Source organism: Geminocystis sp. NIES-3709 (assembly GCF_001548115.1).
Taxonomy (GTDB): Bacteria; Cyanobacteriota; Cyanobacteriia; order Cyanobacteriales; family Cyanobacteriaceae; genus Geminocystis.
In genome coordinates this window covers 2,188,300-2,203,803 of the sequence record NZ_AP014821.1, presented here as the reverse complement: position 1 = coordinate 2,203,803, position 15,504 = coordinate 2,188,300, and the positions used below count along the sequence as shown (strand labels likewise).

At 38.6% G+C, this 15,504-nt stretch carries 15 protein-coding genes, 2 tRNA genes and 3 rRNA genes; 12 read left to right on the top strand and 8 right to left on the bottom strand.

What is annotated here, in order from left to right:
* Positions 1-15: 15 nt before the first annotated feature.
* Positions 16-606: a hypothetical protein gene (locus GM3709_RS09410; RefSeq protein ID WP_066118597.1), complete on the bottom strand. Its 591-nt coding sequence runs from the start codon at positions 604-606 to the stop codon at positions 16-18.
* Between the two features lie 190 nt (positions 607-796).
* Between GM3709_RS09410 and GM3709_RS09405 the strand changes: the two genes are divergently transcribed.
* Both GM3709_RS09405 and GM3709_RS09400 read left to right on the top strand, forming a co-directional pair.
* Entirely contained in the window at positions 797-1,024 is a 228-nt protein-coding gene (locus GM3709_RS09405; protein ID WP_066118594.1) for a ferredoxin family protein, read from the top strand.
* Between the two features lie 68 nt (positions 1,025-1,092).
* Positions 1,093-1,809, top strand: a complete 717-nt coding sequence (locus tag GM3709_RS09400) for an ABC transporter ATP-binding protein (RefSeq protein ID WP_066118591.1) — start codon at positions 1,093-1,095, stop codon at positions 1,807-1,809.
* On the opposite strand, the gene gloB is transcribed toward GM3709_RS09400, so the two are convergent.
* The gene (gene gloB / locus GM3709_RS09395) at positions 1,806-2,579 is read right to left on the bottom strand and encodes a hydroxyacylglutathione hydrolase (protein ID WP_066118589.1); all 774 of its coding nucleotides are present in this window, start codon (positions 2,577-2,579) and stop codon (positions 1,806-1,808) included. The genes GM3709_RS09400 and gloB overlap by 4 nt on opposite strands.
* 153 nt (positions 2,580-2,732) lie before the next feature.
* Here gloB and GM3709_RS09390 point away from each other — a divergent pair, with 153 nt between their 5' ends.
* The 7 genes from GM3709_RS09390 to rrf all read left to right on the top strand — a co-directional run bounded on the left by GM3709_RS09390 (position 2,733) and on the right by rrf (position 10,464).
* Positions 2,733-4,202 carry a TldD/PmbA family protein gene (locus GM3709_RS09390; protein WP_066118588.1) on the top strand — a complete coding sequence of 490 codons (1,470 nt, stop codon included), beginning with the start codon at positions 2,733-2,735 and terminating at the stop codon, positions 4,200-4,202.
* 200 nt (positions 4,203-4,402) lie between these two features.
* Positions 4,403-5,293, top strand: a complete 891-nt coding sequence (locus GM3709_RS09385) for a carbohydrate ABC transporter permease (RefSeq protein WP_066118586.1) — start codon at positions 4,403-4,405, stop codon at positions 5,291-5,293.
* A 389-nt stretch (positions 5,294-5,682) separates the two neighbouring features.
* Positions 5,683-7,168: ribosomal RNA gene (locus GM3709_RS09380) — 16S ribosomal RNA — on the top strand.
* Positions 7,169-7,242: 74 nt separating this feature from the next.
* Positions 7,243-7,316: transfer RNA gene (locus GM3709_RS09375), tRNA-Ile, on the top strand.
* A gap of 19 nt (positions 7,317-7,335) precedes the next feature.
* Positions 7,336-7,408 (top strand) — tRNA-Ala (locus GM3709_RS09370).
* Positions 7,409-7,513: 105 nt separating this feature from the next.
* Positions 7,514-10,291, top strand: a 23S ribosomal RNA gene (locus GM3709_RS09365).
* 56 nt (positions 10,292-10,347) lie between these two features.
* Positions 10,348-10,464: ribosomal RNA gene (gene rrf / locus GM3709_RS09360) — 5S ribosomal RNA — on the top strand.
* The 16S, 23S and 5S rRNA genes sit together here with 2 tRNA genes alongside, the layout of an rRNA operon.
* A gap of 85 nt (positions 10,465-10,549) precedes the next feature.
* On the opposite strand, the gene GM3709_RS09355 is transcribed toward rrf, so the two are convergent.
* Positions 10,550-10,816, bottom strand: coding sequence for a MoaD/ThiS family protein (locus tag GM3709_RS09355; RefSeq protein WP_066118584.1), 267 nt, complete (start codon positions 10,814-10,816; stop codon positions 10,550-10,552).
* A 221-nt stretch (positions 10,817-11,037) separates the two neighbouring features.
* Entirely contained in the window at positions 11,038-11,247 is a 210-nt protein-coding gene (psb35, locus tag GM3709_RS09350) for a photosystem II assembly protein Psb35 (protein ID WP_066118582.1), read from the bottom strand.
* A gap of 224 nt (positions 11,248-11,471) precedes the next feature.
* Here psb35 and GM3709_RS09345 point away from each other — a divergent pair, with 224 nt between their 5' ends.
* Entirely contained in the window at positions 11,472-11,699 is a 228-nt protein-coding gene (locus GM3709_RS09345) for a hypothetical protein (RefSeq protein WP_066121850.1), read from the top strand.
* Positions 11,700-11,708: 9 nt separating this feature from the next.
* On the opposite strand, the gene GM3709_RS09340 is transcribed toward GM3709_RS09345, so the two are convergent.
* From GM3709_RS09340 to GM3709_RS09330, 3 genes are all read right to left on the bottom strand, one after another.
* The gene (locus GM3709_RS09340) at positions 11,709-12,116 is read right to left on the bottom strand and encodes a ferredoxin (RefSeq protein WP_066118580.1); all 408 of its coding nucleotides are present in this window, start codon (positions 12,114-12,116) and stop codon (positions 11,709-11,711) included.
* A gap of 95 nt (positions 12,117-12,211) precedes the next feature.
* Positions 12,212-12,595 (bottom strand): DUF1257 domain-containing protein, encoded by a 384-nt coding sequence (locus GM3709_RS09335; RefSeq protein WP_066118577.1) that lies wholly within the window; start codon positions 12,593-12,595, stop codon positions 12,212-12,214.
* A 60-nt stretch (positions 12,596-12,655) separates the two neighbouring features.
* Positions 12,656-12,859, bottom strand: coding sequence for a DUF2997 domain-containing protein (locus GM3709_RS09330; RefSeq protein ID WP_066118575.1), 204 nt, complete (start codon positions 12,857-12,859; stop codon positions 12,656-12,658).
* Between the two features lie 138 nt (positions 12,860-12,997).
* Between GM3709_RS09330 and GM3709_RS09325 the strand changes: the two genes are divergently transcribed.
* Positions 12,998-13,417 (top strand): hypothetical protein, encoded by a 420-nt coding sequence (locus GM3709_RS09325; RefSeq protein WP_231937539.1) that lies wholly within the window; start codon positions 12,998-13,000, stop codon positions 13,415-13,417.
* A gap of 72 nt (positions 13,418-13,489) precedes the next feature.
* Here GM3709_RS09325 and GM3709_RS09320 read toward each other — a convergent pair whose 3' ends face one another.
* Positions 13,490-14,329, bottom strand: a complete 840-nt coding sequence (locus GM3709_RS09320) for a M48 family metallopeptidase (RefSeq protein WP_066118572.1) — start codon at positions 14,327-14,329, stop codon at positions 13,490-13,492.
* A gap of 282 nt (positions 14,330-14,611) precedes the next feature.
* On the opposite strand from GM3709_RS09320, the gene rpiA reads away from it, so the two are divergent.
* Positions 14,612-15,316, top strand: a complete 705-nt coding sequence (gene rpiA / locus GM3709_RS09315) for a ribose-5-phosphate isomerase RpiA (RefSeq protein WP_066118570.1) — start codon at positions 14,612-14,614, stop codon at positions 15,314-15,316.
* The last annotated feature ends 188 nt before the right edge of the window (positions 15,317-15,504 follow it).

The following is a 15,504-nucleotide window of genomic DNA, read 5'->3' as shown; positions in this document are numbered from 1 at the left end:
TATAGTTTACTCCATTTATTTAAAGGGTTGTCCCCAATATTGCCAACATTCTTTATTAAAAGGCGATCGCCACTTTAAAATTAATTTTTTTTCTATAGTTTGACGTAACTTTTTATTAGTAGAAATTCCCCACCAAAAAGCACTGCGAATTGTTAAATTTAACTTATATTTTCTGTGTAGCTCAATATAACTTTGAATATAACTTTTACAATCATGATTTATCCATCTTTGATGAGGAGATAATTTAGTTTCCCCTATATATAAAAGCAAATTTGCATGGGTATCTAAAATAAAATAAAGGCAAGTTTCACTAAGATTATATTGTGGCAAATCATAAAATCGATCGGGATGAGTTTCCAGAGAAAAAGGGTTGAATAAATCTATGTCAGATAAAATACCATTATCAGAAATTAAATTAATTTGTTGAGATACACTATCAAGCTGACTTTGTTGATATTTATAAAGATTATTTTTCCACATTTCTAAAAAGTCTTTACTCATGACAAAATCAGGAATCAAATTAGGCTTTTTAACCTCATAAATTGCCTTTGATTCAAATAAACTTAATTGTTGATTATTAGCTTTTCCTGAAGAATAATGACACATTTTTAACTAATAGAGAATAAATAATTACTGAATTGTTTTACCATACTTTAACTGTTGGTTTTCTTAAAATTTATTTCAAAATCAATGATTTTATTAATTCCTTATTTGTAATGACAAAATGTTATATTGCGAATTGTTAAGGGGCTAAAGTATAATTATTTGGGCAATCATATCAAAGAGGAAGAAAAAAGTGCCACATACTATTGTAACTGATGTTTGTGAAGGAATCGCCGATTGTGTGTCAGCGTGTCCAGTTGCGTGTATTCATGAAGGCCCAAGTAAAAATATAAAAGGTACTGATTGGTATTGGATCGATTTTGACACTTGTATTGACTGCGGAATTTGTCTTCAAGTTTGTCCTGTTGAAGATGCCATCTTAGCAGAAGAACGACCCGAATTACAAAAAACCCCTGTCTAGTTACAGAGGAGAAGACTAGAAGATTTGGAGACTAGAGAAAAATTACTAATCCCTAACGTTTAATTGTCATGAGTTATTTACTAGAAGTTGAAGATGTCTATGCAGGTTATATTAAAGATTTGAATATTTTACAGGGTATAAATTTTAAAATTCAAGCTAATGAGTTAGTAACTGTAATCGGCCCTAATGGTGCTGGAAAATCTACTTTAGCAAAGACAATTTTTGGTTTATTATCTCCAAATCAAGGCAAAATTATCTTTAAAGGAGAAAATATCACCGGATTGAAGCCCAATGAGATTGTTAAGCGAGGAATGTGCTATGTACCTCAAATTGTTAACGTTTTCCCCAGTCTTACTATTGAAGAAAATTTAGAAATGGGTGCTTATACTCTATCGGGTTCAACAAAGAAACAAAAAGACCTAATATATACTATGTTCCCTAAATTGAAAGAAAGGGCAAAACAAAGTGCGGGTACTTTATCCGGTGGTGAAAGACAAATGTTAGCTATGGGTAGGGCTTTAATGTTAGATCCTGATTTATTATTGTTAGATGAACCATCCGCAGCACTTTCTCCTATTTTGGTGAATAATATCTTTGAACAAATAAAGGCTATCAATGCTGTGGGTAAGGCGATAGTTTTAGTAGAGCAAAACGCAAAAAAAGCCTTAATGATGGCTCATCGTGGTTATGTGTTAGAAAGTGGTAGAGATGCTATTGAAGGTAAAGGAGAAGATTTACTCAATAATCCCCAAGTAGCAGAGTTATATCTGGGTGTAAGTCATTAAAAATTATCTTTCATCCCTCTTAAACGTCCAAAAACCCTTGCTGGTTCGTCAAAACCCATCGTTTCTTTAATTTTTGGGTTATCCCATCGTAAAAAAGGATTTGTTAATTTTTCCAATTCAATGGAAGATGGTATGGTCGGAATATTATTAGCTCGATCGAGTATAACTTGTTGATAACGATCGTGTAAGTTTTGATTATCTGTATCTACGGTGATAGCAAATTTTAAATTACTCAGAGTATATTCATGGGCACACCATACCCTAGTGGAATCAGGAAGATTGCGAAACTTAGTTAAAGAATTTACCATATCTGTCGGTGTACCCTCAAACAACCTACCACAACCCCCAGCAAATAGAGTATCACCACAAAATAACTCTCCCCATTCTGATTCATCTAAAGGAGGAAAATAGTACGCAATATGAGCGTAAGTATGACCGGGTACAAAATAAACATTTGCTTTTCTTCCAGCAAATTCTACAGTATCTCCTTCCTCTAAAAACACGTCTTGACGGGGGATTCTACCTTTATCTTTAACACCACCATAAACCACAGCATTAGGATAATGTTCTAATAATTCCTTGTTACCCCCTACATGATCAAAATGATGATGAGTATTGAAAATTGCAACTAAATTTCCGCCTAAATTGTTAATTTCTGCTAAAACTGGTTCAGATAAGGCAGGATCAACAACCGCAACTTGGTTAGTATTAACATCATGAAGTAAAAATATATAGTTATCGCTTAAAACAGGTATCCTAATAACATTCATAAAAATAATTAATAAACCTAAAACCTATTCATTAATTTTATAGCATTTCTCATACTGAGGTTAACTATAGATTATTTTCAACCCTAGCGATCGATTATGTACAATGAACATCAGTAGAATAAATAACAAGCAGTAGAGAAATAATATAATTATATGTCAACAACTTTATTAATTTCCCGTGAAATACCAAATCTATCCTATCATCCCAGTCACGATCGTTTTGATCTGACATGGGAAAAACCCTTATCCACATTATTAGGCATAGGAAGGGCTGCAGGTGCTGATTTTGTAGAATTTTTTCTGGAAAAAGCTAATTATATCAGTTGTTTAGCCGAAGATGATACTATTACGAGTATTACTCCTCGATTATCTACAGGTGCAGGAGTAAGGGTTTTTCGTGGCAAACAAGACTGCTATGTTAGTACTAATAATTTAACCTTTTCTGGATTAAAACAAGCCCTAGAGAAAGCCTTATCTATTTTAGGTTTCAATCTTCCTCAAGGTAGTGCTTTTATCCCTGAAATTAATCTGGAAATGTTTCGGGATTATGCTACTGCTAAAAGTAAAGATACATGGTTGAGTCACTGTAGCAATATGCAAGAAATGGGTGACATTCTTTTAAGTGCCAATCATAAACTGAACAAAACTGCTAATCATGTGCAATCTCGTCGTGCCGCTTATTTCCGTGACTGGCAAGAAGTTTTAATTGCCTCCACTGATGGCACTTTTGCTCGAGATATTCGCTTAACTCAATCTGTTGGTTATAATCTTTTATGTGCTGATGGTGAACATCGATCGTCTATTGGTAAACGAGATGGTGACACCAGTAATCCTAGTTTTTTAAGAAATTGGAATTATGATACCGTAGCCGAAGAAGTTGCCGAATCCGCAGGTAAAATGTTATATGCCGACTATGTAGAATCAGGGCAATATCCTATAGTTATGGCTAATCAATTTGGCGGTGTAATCTTTCATGAAGCCTGTGGACATTTATTAGAAACCACCCAAATCGAAAGAAAAAGTACTCCTTTCATGGATAAAAAAGGTGAGAAAATTGCCCATGAAAATCTAACTGCTTGGGATGAAGGCTTATCAGATCAAGCATTTGGAACTATAGATATGGATGATGAAGGAATGCCTCCTCAACGCACTCTTTTAATCGAAAATGGCATCTTAAAGAACTTTTTAGCCGATCGAGCAGGTGCAATACGAACAGGACATCCTCGTACTGGTAGTGGTAGAAGACAAAGTTATAGCTTTGCCGCTGCTTCTCGTATGCGTAATACTTACATTGCTCCGGGTAAATATTCTGTTGATGAAGTCTTTACCTCTGTTGATAAAGGTATTTACTGTAAAAAAATGGGAGGTGGAAGTGTTGGCCCTACAGGTGAGTTTAACTTCGGTGTTGACGAAGCCTACCTCATCGAAAACGGTAAAATAACCAAACCCTTAAAAGGTGCAACCCTTATTGGTGAAGCAAAAGAAATTATGACGAAAATTTCTATGTCATCTCAAGATATAGGATTAGCCGCTGGTTTTTGTGGTTCAGTCAGTGGAAGTATTTATGTAACCGTTGGACAGCCTCACATTAAAGTTGATTCTATTACCGTTGGTGGAAGGTAGATTGATTGACATTCTCTAAGAAGTCCGCAATTACCAATTGATAATTGATCTATTCAGGGTTTAAAGCCTCCCTTGAAAAGAGAAAAAAGATAAAAGTTTGACCTTTGACAATTCAATCCTCTTCCTTCTATGGAGAGGTAATTGTTAATTGTACAATGAACATTGTACATTGTTCATTGTTCATTGTCCATTGTTGAAAAATGCCCCAAATCCTACCATCAAAAAAAACAAACTTTTTTCACACCCTAAAACAGCCGAATCTTATCGCATGGTTATTTTTAGCACCTGCGTTAATTTTTCTTAGTATTTTTCTGTTTTTCCCAATTTTTTCTCTTATTTATATTAGTTTTACTGATGGTAGTTTAGTCAGCACTAAATGGATTGGTTTAGCAAATTACAAAAGATTGCTAATTGATACTGATTTTCAGCAAATTATTTTTAATACCCTTTATTTTGCGATCGCTACTATTCTTCCGAGTATAATTATTCCCTTATTTTTAAGCATTTTATTAAATCAAAAAATAATATTAAGAGGATTTTTTCGCACAACTTATTTCATTCCCAGTATCACTTCCCTAGTCGCTATGGGCTTAGGATTTCGATGGTTATTCCAAAATAATGGACCTATTAACGAACTATTATTATCATTAAATATTAGCCCAATACCTTGGTTAAATAGTACCTTTTGGGCGATGCCAGTATTAATAATTTTTAGCACATGGCGACAAATTGGTTTTAACTTAGTCATATTTTTAGCAGGATTACAAGCCATTCCCAAATCTCGTTATGAGGCCTCTGAATTAGATGGGGCTAATTTTTGGCAGAAAATTTGGTATATCACTCTACCCGGGTTAAAACCAACTCTAATATTTACCACCATAACCACCGCCATTTTTACATTTCGATCATTTGAGCAAGTATATATCATAACCAATGGAGGACCATCTAACTCCACCAATTTATTATCTTTCTATATCTATGAACAAGCCTTTCGCCAATTCAACTTTGGTTATGCCGCAGCAAGTACAAGCATTCTCTTAATAATTGCCATTATCCTAGTCATAATTCAACTAATCATTTGGAAAGATTGATAGGGTAGAGTAAATTGAGACAAAAAATTAAGAGACATAGAATAACCAAAGTAGTTATTTTTCCCAATCAAGAAAAAAAAATTTTAAGTTTAAACCTTTATCAGAAAAAACTTTAAGCAATCTAAAGCCAATTATAAAAAAAAAAGAGAAGAAAAAGGTTGCAAAATTAAAAGATGTTAGTTATATTAGTAAATGTGCGATTGAGCTTCACAGCCCAGTCTAACGCACCACGAACCTCGACAACTTCATAGTTTGAAAGCCATTTTCAATTCATAACATACACCCTTGTTAAAAAACTTTAAATTAACAAACAAAGTATTAAATTACTTAAAAAAGAGCAATCAAAAAGCTCCAAAAGAAAACTAAGTAACTTCGGTGAAAGGAAATCTACAATGGAGAGTTTGATCCTGGCTCAGGATGAACGCTGGCGGTATGCTTAACACATGCAAGTCGAACGGTCTCTTCGGAGATAGTGGCGGACGGGTGAGGAACGCGTGAGAATCTGCCTTGAGGTCGGGGACAACAGTTGGAAACGACTGCTAATACCGGATGAGCTGAGAAGTAAAAGATTTATTGCCTCAAGAGGAGCTCGCGTCTGATTAGCTAGATGGTGGGGTAAAGGCCTACCATGGCGACGATCAGTAGCTGGTCTGAGAGGATGAGCAGCCACACTGGGACTGAGACACGGCCCAGACTCCTACGGGAGGCAGCAGTGGGGAATTTTCCGCAATGGGCGAAAGCCTGACGGAGCAATACCGCGTGAGGGAGGAAGGCTCTTGGGTTGTAAACCTCAAAACTTAGGGAAGAAAAAAATGACGGTACCTAATATAAGCATCGGCTAACTCCGTGCCAGCAGCCGCGGTAATACGGAGGATGCAAGCGTTATCCGGAATCATTGGGCGTAAAGCGTCCGTAGGTGGCATTTAAAGTCTGCTGTCAAAGACCGAAGCTCAACTTCGGGTAGGCGGTGGAAACTAAAAAGCTAGAGTATAGTAGGGGTAGAGGGAATTCCTAGTGTAGCGGTGAAATGCGTAGAGATTAGGAAGAACACCAGTGGCGAAGGCGCTCTACTGGGCATATACTGACACTGAGGGACGAAAGCTAGGGTAGCGAAAGGGATTAGATACCCCTGTAGTCCTAGCGGTAAACGATGGATACTAGGTGTTGTCTGTATCGACCCGGACAGTGCCGAAGCAAACGCGTTAAGTATCCCGCCTGGGGAGTACGCACGCAAGTGTGAAACTCAAAGGAATTGACGGGGACCCGCACAAGCGGTGGAGTATGTGGTTTAATTCGATGCAACGCGAAGAACCTTACCAAGGCTTGACATCCTGCGAATCTTTTAGAAATAGAAGAGTGCCTTAGGGAACGCAGAGACAGGTGGTGCATGGCTGTCGTCAGCTCGTGTCGTGAGATGTTGGGTTAAGTCCCGCAACGAGCGCAACCCTCGTCCTTAGTTGCCATCATTAAGTTGGGGACTCTAGGGAGACCGCCGGGGAGAACTCGGAGGAAGGTGGGGATGACGTCAAGTCAGCATGCCCCTTACGTCTTGGGCTACACACGTACTACAATGGTTGAGACAAAGGGAAGCGAAACTGCGAAGTGGAGCGAATCCTGTCAAACTCAGCCCCAGTTCAGATTGCAGGCTGAAACTCGCCTGCATGAAGGAGGAATCGCTAGTAATCGCAGGTCAGCATACTGCGGTGAATCCGTTCCCGGGTCTTGTACACACCGCCCGTCACACCATGGAAGTTGGTCATGCCCGAAGTCGTTACCTTAACCGCAAGGAGAGGGATGCCGAAGGTGGGACTAGTGACTGGGGTGAAGTCGTAACAAGGTAGCCGTACCGGAAGGTGTGGCTGGATCACCTCCTTAAAGGGAGACTTCGAGAGAAGTCAATCAAGAGTGTAGAAAATGGCTTTTAAACTAGAGAGAGGGTTCATGGGCTTGGGCTATTAGCTCAGGTGGTTAGAGCGCACCCCTGATAAGGGTGAGGTCCCTGGTTCAAGTCCAGGATGGCCCATTACTCAGAGGAGTATGAAGGGGGTATAGCTCAGTTGGTAGAGCGCCTGCTTTGCAAGCAGGATGTCAGCGGTTCGAGTCCGCTTATCTCCAGGGAACAATTCAGCATCTAAAATAGAATGCTGAACAAAAGTTCAGTAAGAACCTTGAAAACTGCATAAAAAAAGTAGGTAGAAAAAGCTGTAGAAATCACAGACAGGTCAAGCAAAGAAGGGCTGATGGTGGATACCTAGGCACACGAAGGCGAAGAAGGACGTAGCAACCTACGAAAAGTCTCGGGGAGTCGGAAGCAGACTATGAGCCGAGAGTATCCGAATGGGGCAACCCGATCAACACACTATGAAAATAGTGATGAGCGAACCTGGTGAACTGAAACATCTTAGTAGCCAGAGGAAGAGAAAACAAAAGTGATTCCCCCAGTAGCGGCGAGCGAAACGGGAACAGCCTAAACCAGAGTTTACGAACTGTGGGGTAGTGGGACATCAAGATCGAAACTAGAAGTTAAATGAACTAGCTGAAAACTAGACCGTAGAAGGTGAAAGTCCTGTAATTGAAAACTAAAAGAATTGTAGATGAATCCCGAGTAGCACGAGATAAGTGGAATCTAGTGTGAATCAGCCACGACCACGTGGTAAGGCTAAATACAAAGTGTGACCGATAGAGAAAAGTACCGCGAGGGAAAGGTGAAAAGAACCCCGGGAGGGGAGTGAAATAGAACATGAAACCATCAGCTTACAAGCAATGGGAGTCCGATAGAACGGATGACCGTGTGCCTGTTGAAGAATGAGCCGGCGACTTACAGGCGGTGGCGGGTTAAATCGAAAAGATGAAGCCAAAGAGAAATCGAGTCCGAAAAGGGCGCTAGTCACTGTTTGTAGACCCGAACCCGGGTGATCTAACCATGGCCAGGATGAAGCCCCCGTAACAGGTGGTGGAGGTCCGAACCGACCAATGTTGAAAAATTGGCGGAGGAGCTGTGGTTAGGGGTGAAATGCCAATCGAACCCGGAGCTAGCTGGTTCTCCCCGAAATGTGTTGAGGCGCAGCGGTGTAGAAGGGAATGGGGGGTAAAGCACTGTTTCGTTGCGGGCTGCGAGAGCGGTACCAAGATGAGACAAACTCAGAATACCCATGACTATAGCACTAGTGAGACGGTGGGGGATAAGCTTCATCGTCAAGAGGGAAACAGCCCAGACCATCAGCTAAGGTCCCAAAGTATCAACTAAGTGAGAAAGGAGGTGGGAGTGCTTAGACAACCAGGAGGTTTGCCTAGAAGCAGCAATCCTTGAAAGAGTGCGTAATAGCTCACTGGTCAAGCGCTCCGGCGCCGAAAATGAACGGGGCTAAGTTGGTCACCGAAGCTATGGACTTAGAAATAAGTGGTAGGGGAGCGTTCTATATAGGGTGAAGCATTAGCGGCAAGCAGATGTGGACAGTATAGAAGTGAGAATGTCGGCTTAAGTAGCGAAAATTAAGGTGAGAATCCTTAACCCCGAAAGCCCAAGGGTTTCTCCAGAAGGCTCGTCCGTGGAGAGTTAGCCCGGACCTAAGGCGAAGCGAAAAGCGTAGTCGATGGCAAGCAGGTAAATATTCCTGCGTGGCTTTATAGGAGCGATTATCGGGACCCATAGACAAAGAAGTACACCCTGAGTGGATTGGGAGCAGTTTACTGCGAGTATGGAAAGAAAGTGGCAAGAAAAGCGATAATCGTGTTGAGTATAGAGTCCCGGTACCCGAAACCGACACAGGTGGGCAAGTAGAGAATACTAAGGGGAGCGAGAGAACTCTCTCCAAGGAACTCGGCAAAATGACCCCGTAACTTAGGGAGAAGGGGTGCCTCCGAGAGGAGGTCGCAGTGAAGAGGCCCAGGCGACTGTTTAGCAAAAACATAGGTCTCTGCAAACTCGAAAGAGGAAGTATAGGGGCTGACGCCTGCCCAGTGCCGGAAGGTTAAAGAAGTTGGTCAGTTTTAGGATGAAGCTAGCGACTGAAGCCCCGGTGAACGGCGGCCGTAACTATAACGGTCCTAAGGTAGCGAAATTCCTTGTCGGGTAAGTTCCGACCCGCACGAAAGGCGTAACGATCTGGGCACTGTCTCGGAGAGAGACTCGGCGAAATAGGAATGTCTGTGAAGATACGGACTACCTGCACTTGGACAGAAAGACCCTATGAAGCTTTACTATAGCTTGGAATTGTGTTCGGGCTTGCGGTGCGCAGGATAGGTGGGAGGCGTAGAAGTATTTCTTGTGGGGAATATGGAGCCAATGGTGAGATACCACTCTCTGGGAGCTAGAATTCTAACGGGAAACCGGAAAGTTTCAGGTGGGTAGTTTGACTGGGGCGGTCGCCTCCAAAAAGGTAACGGAGGCGTACAAAGGTTACCTCAGACTGGTTGGAAATCAGTCGAAGAGTGCAAAGGCAGAAGGTAGCTTGACTGTGAGACGGACAGGTCGAACAGGGTGGAAACACGGTCTTAGTGATCCGACGGTGCTGTGTGGAAGGGCCGTCGCTCAACGGATAAAAGTTACTCTAGGGATAACAGGCTGATCTCCCCCAAGAGTTCACATCGACGGGGAGGTTTGGCACCTCGATGTCGGCTCATCGCAACCTGGGGCGGAAGTACGTCCCAAGGGTTGGGCTGTTCGCCCATTAAAGCGGTACGTGAGCTGGGTTCAGAACGTCGTGAGACAGTTCGGTCCATATCCGGTGCAGGCGTGAGAATATTGAGAGGAGCCTTCCTTAGTACGAGAGGACCGGGAAGGACGTACCTCTGGTGTACCAGTTATTGTGCCAACAGTAAACGCTGGGTAGCCAAGTACGGAGAGGATAACCGCTGAAAGCATCTAAGTGGGAAGCCCACCTCAAGATGAGTATTCTGGTGTAAGGTTACGGGAAGAACACCCGTTTTATAGGCACAAGGTGGAAGTGCAGTAATGTGTGGAGCCGAAGTGTACTAACAAACCGTCCGCTTGACCTAATCTTAAAATCGATCTACTTTTTTATGCAGTCTTGAAGGAAAACTTCAAGGAATTAGCTGGTGTGTGTAGCATTGTGGAACCACTGCGAACCATCCCGAACTCGTGGGTGAAACGCAATCGCGGCGACGATACTAATGGGGTAGCCCGTTGGGACAATAGTTCCATGCCAGCTTTAACATTAACTTAATATCTAATAGCAGAAGCACTCTTTTAAAATTAGGGTGCTTTTTCTTGAACATTATATTATATTGATGATTTTAACCTCCACTAACGGGAGGAATTAGAGCAATTTCATCTCCATCATGAAGACAATACTCTGGATTTACAAATTCTAAATTTACAGCTAGTCTGGTTATTTGTTTCCAAGATTTTATTGATGGTTTTTGTTTTTCAATAATGGATAAAATATCTTTTAATTTAGTATTGGCTGTAATTTCTAATGTAATTTCTGGTTGTTGATATATTTCTTGATAAATGGCAAATAATTTGATTTTAACTGTAATTAAGTTTGTTTTTATGTTCATAATTTAATATTATTGTTTGTTTGGCGTTGATGAGTTGATCCATGATTTTTGGTTTAGATATAAGCTAAGTAAATAACAATACTTTTAATACTTCTGTACTTTTATTTATTTCATGTTTTGATTAACCAACGTCCTTTGTTTAAATATAATTATGAAGAAAAAATTAATCTCTGATTTTCGATCTAGAGAGAAATTATTTTTATATTCAGACAATAAAACCATTATGAATTATTATTATTTTGATTATTGTTTTTTATTTCAGGAATAAAATCTGGTTTTTCTGCATCTTCCCAACCTACTGGACGTTTGGAACTATACCAAGCGATCGAACCAATCACAACGGCAGCAATAAAACCTACAACATATACTGCAACGAAATAAACAGGAAATTGTCCGGTACTAGCAACTGTTTCTAATAATAAATTATTCATAGTATATCTTAATGTTAAAGTAGATAATATTATATAGCATGATGCAGAACAAAGAAGAAAGATATAAAAAAGAATGAAAATCTTGATAAAAAAATATCTAAACTTATTCCAAAACGCTATATATTGGTCTTTACATAATGTTAACTTTTCCTAATATTATTTTGATAAAATGGTATAATTTTATACAGATAATTCTGAATAAATACCAAAAAGGGAGAAGAATTATGAATAACTTAACATGGGAAGAAGAAGAAGCACGAATATATCAACCGGGTACACCAGTGATATTAAAACGAAATGAACGACAGATTTATTTTGTAGAAGAATATGATCCAATGATAGTACCTCCTGTTTGGTTAGAGAATTATCCAAAACCTTGTTATCCTGAAGAGTTAAGAGTACTATCTAATTTGTTTTGTCTTTTGCCTACACAAATAAAACAAGCGGCATAGTCTTGTTCTCTAATTTGCTGGCGATTTATTCGGTGATTTACGAATTTGAGGATAACCAAGAGGACGTACATCTTGATATTTTCTTTGCCCTTCTTTACGTTTAATTTGTGTATAATCTAACCAGTGAATACAATCGACTGGACAAGTGTCGATCGCTTCTTGGATAATTTCTTCTGTGTCACCATCCTGATTATAAACCCTCGATCGACCATAATTATCTTCAATATAAAAAGTATTTGGAGCAACATGAACACAATTTTTGCAACCGATACAGGTTACTTCATCTACATAAACTCCTCTTTGTCGATCGAAACCACCTAATTCTGGCTCAAATCCGCTTCTTTCTGGATTATCCCGCCAAATACCACCTAATTCTGGTTCTAATCCTGTCGTTAAATCATTATTTTGAAGGAACATTTTTTACCCTAAAGCAAAAGTATTAAATAGTATAATTTCGGAGGGCCTAATAAGATTAAGCCCGAATATTAAGGTTTATAGTTAACAGAACAAAATTAACTCCACCGTTGAACAACTAAGCGAATTGAACCATCGTCATTTTTTTGTTGTTCGGTGACAGAGAAACCCTGTTGAGAAGATTCTTTTAAAACGGTATGTAAAGCATAACCTTGAGTCACACGCTGTAAAAAACCATCAACAGTCCAAGGCTGTTGCCAGTATTGTAAATCAGCGACCAACTCATATTCTTCGCCATTCCAGCTAAAACCAATATCATAGTTATTCTGCTGTTGAATGACAATTTCTGCTTGACTAGTTTGTCCTTGATAACCTCTGATGTTAGAAGGGCCTTCTTTCCAATCAACTCCTAAATCAGCAAGGGAGGCTTTTAAGGACGCAAGATTTCGGATTTGAGTTTTTATACTGCTAAAGTGTGACATAAGGTTTCTGTTACTAAAGTTAATTAAATCTTACAAAAAATGAGATTTATATATAAAAGTTTACCAATTCTGATTGTGAAGGTCATTATTTATTGGTAGTTTTTCCTCATAATACTCTCCTGTTTTTTCTTGATATATAACTCTACCTAATTGAGACTCGATGGCTTTAGTTACTTCTTGACAAGACTTTCCTATAATTCCCGTGACTTTTTCTTGTACTCGACCATCAGGAAAGATAATAAATTCTAATGTCTCCATTGTCATAATTCAATATTTCTCCTCATAACTTTCAATGTATAATACATTATAGTTACCGATCGTCAAAAAAGTCAATTATCAGATTATTAGGTAGAGTAAAAACTATTTACATTAATTTTGTTTTCAGAAATGTAACAATCTGTTATGATTTATTCTAATCAAAATAATAAAAGTTTACAAACTATTAGGAGAAATAATCTTATGGCAGGTTTATTTGGTTGGTTTAGTAGGAAAAATAATCAAGCTCAAGTTCAAGATTCTTACTTTTTAAATCCTGACGAATCTAAGACTTTCGGAAATATTGACTATATGCGTAAAACAAAAACTGTGAAAAGAACTTTCGCTAAAAGCATTAGTGGTGGTGGTGGTGAATTAGTCAAGGAAGTTTCAGCCCTTAAAATGACTAAGAAAAATTCTAATCAAACTGGTTTTAATAGCAGTTCTACTACTTCCAGTGAAACGAGTGAATCTAATTCTTCTTTCACTCCTGATAGTCAAAGATTGCGTAAAACAGACACTACCATGGATACTTTCCGTAACATGGCAAAGCAAATTAAAAAATAATTGATATGCTAGAAGATTAGGAGAAAGGTTTTATGTTTATTCAGAAAACCCTATCCTTATCAACAATGTATTTTATCTTGTGCGTATTAACCTTTGGATTTTATACTGATATTCCTCTTCGTCTAAACCTTCTCCTTGGTAAGCCATATTACGAGGAATTTTTTGCCCAAGAGCGATCGCACGATCGATTCCAGCCGGATGAGTGCTGAGTAAAGTGGGTACTCGGCCTCCAGATTTTCCTAATTTTTGCATAAAATCAACCATTGCACCTGGGGCATAACCAGCAGAAGTGAGCATTTCTAACCCCAAAGCATCAGCTTCAAACTCGTCTTGACGACTATAAGGCAAATTTAAAGCTAAAGTTACTCCCAATTGTACAACACTTGCTTTATCCAACCCTGCCGCCGTTAATAAACCTTGAGTAATAGCTTGTTGACGCATTTGTTTTTGAGAATGACGACCAACTACATGACCAATTTCATGAGCCATAACACTAGCCAATTCAGCTTCATTCGAGGCAGTTGTAATTAAACCAGTGTGAAGATAAACAAATCCTCCCATTGTGGCAAATGCATTTACTTGAGGATTGTTGACAATTTCAAAACGATAAGGTAAATTTGATCTAGTACTAACAGCGACTAATCTACGTCCAATTTTATTAACATAACGATATAACTCTTCATTACGATAAAGTTGAATCTTATTTTGAGATAGTAATTGTTGACGTATTTGATTGCCAAATTCTACTTCTTGCTGATCGCTCAAATTACTAATTTGAATAGCTTGTATCCCTCTAAATATCAATTCACCCCAAGGAACTGCATTACTAACTTTTACATTAGTAAGGATCAAGGTTAAGGCTAAAGTAAATGAAATAAAAGGATATAGAATTTTTCGTTTAATTTTAAACACAATAATTAAATATATAGAAAATAGTTAAAGTTAAAACTTAATTTCTTGGACGAATATTAACTAATATTGTTCCCTTTTTCTTTTTTATATAACCTCAGTGAACCATAAAACTATCGGTAAAGAGAGGGAATTGGAAAAAGTGAGAATAATTGATTCAAAACTATAAAGATTGAGCAGAAATCTTTCCATATTTATTAGCTGTATAATCCGGATTTCTTGTTAATCGATCGAGAATCACAGATAATGATGAGATGTTAATTCAATTATAAAAAAAGTTTAATTATGAGTACGGATCCAGTGGTAATAATGAAACAAGAAGTGGGTAAAATAGCTGCTTCTAAGGTAAAATCAAACACGATCGTAGGATTGGGTACAGGTTCAACTACGGCTTATGCTATTCAATACATCGGCGAAAGACTAGCTAATGGTGAGTTAACCAATATTGTAGGTGTTCCAACTTCATTTCAAGCTGAAGTTTTAGCAAAAAAATATGGTATTCCTCTTACCACTTTGGATGCGATCGATCATATAGATGTCGCAATTGATGGTGCAGATGAAGTTGATCCTCATAAAAACTTGATTAAAGGCGGTGGTGCAGCCCATACTAGAGAAAAAGTAGTTGACAGTTTAGCGGATCAATTTATAGTAGTGGTAGATGGTGGTAAATTGGTAGATGAGTTAGGTTCTACTTTTTTATTACCAGTAGAAGTAATTCCTATGGCTGTAACTCCGGTAATGCGTCAATTGGAAGAGTTAGGGGGTAAGCCAGAGTTAAGAATGGGTATCAAAAAAGCTGGCCCTGTGGTAACAGATCAAGGTAATCTTGTTATTGACGTAAAATTCGATCGTATTGATAATCCTGCGGAGTTAGAAATGAAAATTAATAACCTTCCGGGGGTATTAGAAAATGGCTTATTTGTAGGAGTAGCTGACGTGATATTGGTAGGAGAAATAATTGATGGCAAACCCTCAGTAAGAGAATTTTAAGAGACAAAAGGAAGATAAGAAGAAAGAAGAAGAGTCGTCATAATAGGATTGACATTTCGAGATTCTTCCTTTCAGTCAGAATGACAATCGAATATTTTGAAGATGTCCTAAATAACTTGTCTATTGCTATAGAATATAGCTTTGTTGTGTGAATAAAAAAATAACTTCTCTTTAAGTGAAAAATCTGA

Coding starts and splice junctions, on each gene's coding strand:
- GM3709_RS09355 (WP_066118584.1), bottom strand. CDS start 10,816: ATGAACATAAAAACAAACTTAATTACAGTTAAAATCAAATTATTTGCC.
- GM3709_RS09385 (WP_066118586.1), top strand. CDS start 4,403: ATGCCCCAAATCCTACCATCAAAAAAAACAAACTTTTTTCACACCCTA.
- GM3709_RS09345 (WP_066121850.1), top strand. CDS start 11,472: ATGAATAACTTAACATGGGAAGAAGAAGAAGCACGAATATATCAACCG.
- GM3709_RS09410 (WP_066118597.1), bottom strand. CDS start 606: ATGTGTCATTATTCTTCAGGAAAAGCTAATAATCAACAATTAAGTTTA.
- GM3709_RS09400 (WP_066118591.1), top strand. CDS start 1,093: ATGAGTTATTTACTAGAAGTTGAAGATGTCTATGCAGGTTATATTAAA.
- gloB (WP_066118589.1), bottom strand. CDS start 2,579: ATGAATGTTATTAGGATACCTGTTTTAAGCGATAACTATATATTTTTA.
- rpiA (WP_066118570.1), top strand. CDS start 14,612: ATGAGTACGGATCCAGTGGTAATAATGAAACAAGAAGTGGGTAAAATA.
- GM3709_RS09325 (WP_231937539.1), top strand. CDS start 12,998: ATGATTTATTCTAATCAAAATAATAAAAGTTTACAAACTATTAGGAGA.
- GM3709_RS09335 (WP_066118577.1), bottom strand. CDS start 12,595: ATGTCACACTTTAGCAGTATAAAAACTCAAATCCGAAATCTTGCGTCC.
- GM3709_RS09340 (WP_066118580.1), bottom strand. CDS start 12,116: ATGTTCCTTCAAAATAATGATTTAACGACAGGATTAGAACCAGAATTA.
- psb35 (WP_066118582.1), bottom strand. CDS start 11,247: ATGAATAATTTATTATTAGAAACAGTTGCTAGTACCGGACAATTTCCT.
- GM3709_RS09390 (WP_066118588.1), top strand. CDS start 2,733: ATGTCAACAACTTTATTAATTTCCCGTGAAATACCAAATCTATCCTAT.
- GM3709_RS09330 (WP_066118575.1), bottom strand. CDS start 12,859: ATGACAATGGAGACATTAGAATTTATTATCTTTCCTGATGGTCGAGTA.